General features: G+C 67.6%; 3 protein-coding genes. 2 read left to right on the forward strand and 1 reads right to left on the reverse strand.

Going from position 1 to position 3892, the window contains the following annotated elements; translation table 11 throughout:
- Positions 1 to 213 precede the first annotated feature (213 nt).
- Both AB3X43_RS02765 and AB3X43_RS02770 read left to right on the forward strand, forming a co-directional pair.
- The gene (locus AB3X43_RS02765) at positions 214 to 657 is read left to right on the forward strand and encodes a (2Fe-2S)-binding protein (RefSeq protein WP_369428361.1); all 444 of its coding nucleotides are present in this window, start codon (positions 214 to 216) and stop codon (positions 655 to 657) included.
- Positions 658 to 701: 44 nt separating this feature from the next.
- Positions 702 to 2939, forward strand: coding sequence for a xanthine dehydrogenase family protein molybdopterin-binding subunit (locus tag AB3X43_RS02770; RefSeq protein ID WP_369428362.1), 2238 nt, complete (start codon positions 702 to 704; stop codon positions 2937 to 2939).
- Between the two features lie 8 nt (positions 2940 to 2947).
- Here the strand turns inward: AB3X43_RS02770 and AB3X43_RS02775 are convergent.
- The coding region (locus AB3X43_RS02775) for a glucose-6-phosphate dehydrogenase (protein ID WP_473965049.1) at positions 2948 to 3892 on the reverse strand (945 nt) is incomplete at its 5' end.

Raw genomic sequence — 3892 nt, forward strand, 5'->3', positions numbered from 1 at the left:
CCGCTGCCCAAGGTCTACGACGGGTGGGCAGCGCCGCTGGGCTGGTGAACCTGTCTGGATCGGCATGGCCGGCAAGGCCTGTGGTGACACGCGACGGTATCCCTGTCGGGGCGGAATTTGTTCACGTGGGTTGCGGTCTGGCGCTGTCGGCCCTCTCGCCGCAGCGGGTGAGGACTGGTGCAATGGCCGCCTCGTGTCGAGGAGCCGAAGGCCATGCCGAACTACACCCTGAATGTCAACGGACAAGACCGCCCCGTCAGTGTCAGCAGTGCGTCCATGCCGCTGCTGTGGGTCCTGCGCGACGTCCTGAATCTGACCGGTACCAAGTATGGCTGCGGCATCGAGGTGTGCGGTGCCTGCACCGTCATGATGGGTGGGCAGCGGGAACACTCCTGCAAGATCGACGTGTCGTCCGCGGTGGGCAAGCCGATCGTGACCGTCGAGGGCCTCGCCGCTGACGCCAACGGACAGAAGGCGCAGCAGGCCTGGATCGACAACCAGGTGCCCCAGTGCGGCTACTGCCAGCCCGGCATGCTGATGGCCACCACCTGCGCGATGCGGGCCGGTCACCATGGCAGCGAGATCGCCCCCGAGATCAACCACATCTGCGTGTGCGGTACCTATCCGCGCATCCGGCAGGCCATTGCCAAGCTGTGATCGCCCCGCGTTCTGACCTGCATTCCGCACGGAGACACGACACCATGGAATCCTCCCTCGCTCCGATGGGCCGGCGCCAGTTCCTGGGCACGGCGGCTACCGGCTTCACGCTCGGCTTCACGCTGCTCGCGACGCCGGACGCACAGGCCCAGGCCACCACCATGCCCGTCAACACCTGGCTGACCGTGGGGATCGACAACACGGTCACGCTGACCATTGGTGCGTCCGACATGGGCCAGGGCTCGTCGGCGGGTCTGGCGCAGATCCTGTGCGAAGACCTGGTGGTGGACTACGCCCGCGTGCGGCTGGTCCAGGGCAGTCCTACCACAGCCGCAGTCGCTCCGGTCGGCGCATCGATCGCGACCGTGGGTTCCGGCGTGACCCGCAACAATTTCTGGCGGTTGCGGGACGCCGCTGCGTCGGCGCGGGAAACCCTGGTTCTGGCGGCCATGGGGGTCTTTGCCGACACCTCCCGCAGCAGCTACACCGTGAGCAATGGTGTCGTGCGCCACAGCTCCGGTGCCACGCGCACCTACGGTCAGCTTGCCGCCGCTGCGGCAGTGCTGACGCCCGTGGCGGCACTGGCTTCATCAGATACCACCCAGTTCAAGCAGATCGGGCAGCCGCTGCCGCGACTCGACATCCCGGCCAAGGTCACCGGGGCTGCCAGATACGGGCTGGATGTTCGCCTGCCGGGCATGGTGTATGCCGTCATCAAGCACTGCCCCACCGTGGGCGGTACGCTGAAGGCCACCCCCGGCCTCCCCGGAGGCGCCATCGCCGTGGTGCCCGTCAAGATCGTGGCCGGCGCCGGACGTGCGGCCGAAGTCGCGGGCAACACGAATGCCGTGGCCGTCGTGGCCGCCACGACGTGGGATGCAATGCGGCTGGCCAATGCCCTCACGGTCTCGTGGAATCTCCCTGCCGCGGCGAGTGGCTGGAGCAGCGCGCAGTTTCTGGCGGACGCCAACGCCCTGGCCCAGAATGCGGCGCCGTATGTGGCCGGAGCCACTGCGAACCAGCCTGGCGCGCTGTACACCGCCGAGAAAAGCACGGCGGACCCGGTCGCTGCCCTGGCCGCCTCGGCCCGGAAATTGGACGTCACCTACACCTTGCCCTTTGTGCCGCACGTCTGCATGGAGGTGCTGAATTGCACAGTCGATGTTGTCGCGGGGGTGCGCTGCCACGTCCACGCACCCACGCAGGTGGCCAAGTCCGCGTTGGTCCTGGCCATGGCGATGACGGGGCTGCCCGAGGCACAGGTCAAGATCTTCACGACGCAGCTTGGGGGCGGTCTGGGACGCAAGGCGGAAATCGATTTCATCGGCCAGGCCATCCAGGTCGGCATGGCCTTGCAGCGCCCGGTCCAGCTGGTTTGGCCGCGCGAGCAGGATCTCACCCATGGCCAGTACCGGCCGATGGCCGTGGTGCGTGCCCGGGCTGGCCTGGACAGCAACAACTGGATCACGAGCTGGCTGTACCGCAGTGTCTCGCCGTCGATCCTGGCGCAACGTGGCAGCCTGCTGGGCGCCACAGGGGACAGCCAGGGCACGGAAGGCTCGCACGACCTGCCGTATGCCTTCGGCAGCAAGCTCGTCGAGTGGGTGAACCAGCCCACGCCCATTCCGGTCGGATTCTGGCGCTCGGTCGGAGCGTCCATCAATGCGTTTGCGGTCGAGTCGATGCTGGACGAGCTGGCTGCGCTGGCCAGACAGGACCCCTGCCAATTCCGCAAGCGCTACCTGTCGGACCCGCGCTGGATGGCGGTGCTGGATGCCGTGGCGGCGCTGGGCAACTGGTCAGCGCCCTCTGCGCCGGGCACGGCCAAGGGCATCGCCATCGGTGCCGCCTTCAACAGCGTGGTGGCGACGGTGGTGGAAGTGTCCGGCACCAGCGCCACGGCCTTCAAGGTGACGCGGGTCTCGGTGGTGATCGACAGCTACCTCACGGTGAACCCGCGCAACGTCGAAGCGCAGCTCGCCGGCGGTGTGGTGCACGGCCTCAATGCCGCGCTCTATGGCCAGCAGACCTTCGCCAATGGCGCAGCGCAGCGGACGAACTTCAACAACAGTCCCGTGATGCGCCTGTCGGCGATGCCGGCAGTGGCCGTGCAGATCATGCCGACGCCGGCGACGCTGGACCGCAATGCCAAGATCGGTGGCGTTGGCGAACTGGGTGTGCCGACCGTGGCGCCGGCCTTGGCCAATGCCGTGTTCCGACTGTGCGGCACCCGGCAGCGCAGCCTGCCCTTCTTTCCCGCTGCGACCATGGGCGGCCTTTGAGGCGGGGCTCAGCCGCCCTGCACGTTCTGCTTGCGCCATGCCCGCTCGAAGGGCAGCCGCCACGCATGCGGCGCAATGAGCTGGTGCACCGCCTTCGGGCCCCATGAGCCCGGCTCGTACAGCCGCACCGGCGGTGGCGCTTCCAGCAGCGGCGTCGAGACCTCCCACAGCCGCTCGATGCCCTCGGCGGTGGTGAACAGCGTGCGGTCGCCACGCATCGCGTCGAGGATCAGCCGCTCGTAGGCTTCCAGCACTTCGCCAGCCAGTCCCGTGTCGGTCATCGCGAACTGCAGGCTCAGCTTGTCCAGCCGCATCCCTGGCCCCGGGCGCTTGCCGTAGAACGACAGGGACATCTTCGAGGCGTCGGCGAGATCGAAGGTCAGGTGGTCCGGCCCTTGCGCGCCGACGCCCGAGCCGGGCGGGAACATGCTCTTGGGCGGCTCGCGGAAGGCGATGGAAATGATGCGCTGCCCCTCGGCCATGCGCTTGCCGGTGCGCAGGTAGAAGGGCACACCTGCCCAGCGCCAGTTGTCGATGTGGCACTTCAGCGCGATGAAGGTTTCCGTGTCCGAGTCCGGATCGACGCCGTCCTCCTGCCGGTAGCCGCTGTACTGCCCGCGCACGACGTCACCCGGCTGGATCGGCAGCATGCTGCGGAAGACCTTGTTCTTCTCCTCGCTGATCGGCACCGGCTCCAGCGAGGTGGGCGGCTCCATCGCCATGAAGGCCAGGATCTGGAACAGGTGCGTGACCACCATGTCGCGGTAGGCGCCGGTCTGCTCGTAGAAGCCGCTGCGCTTGCCCAGGCCGAGCGTCTCGGGAACGTCGATCTGGACGTGGTCGATGAAGTTGCGGTTCCAGATCGGCTCGAACAGGCCGTTGGCGAAGCGGAAGGCGAGGATGTTCTGCGCCGGCTCCTTGCCGAGGAAGTGGTCGATGCGGTAGATCTGTTC

It is taken from the genome of Sphaerotilus sp., assembly GCF_041083715.1.
Classification (GTDB): domain Bacteria; phylum Pseudomonadota; class Gammaproteobacteria; order Burkholderiales; family Burkholderiaceae_C; genus Sphaerotilus.

What these genes read in the sequence shown, in the direction of transcription:
- AB3X43_RS02765 (WP_369428361.1), top strand. Translation starts at nt 214, where the DNA reads ATGCCGAACTACACCCTGAATGTCAACGGACAAGACCGCCCCGTCAGT.
- AB3X43_RS02770 (WP_369428362.1), top strand. Translation starts at nt 702, where the DNA reads ATGGAATCCTCCCTCGCTCCGATGGGCCGGCGCCAGTTCCTGGGCACG.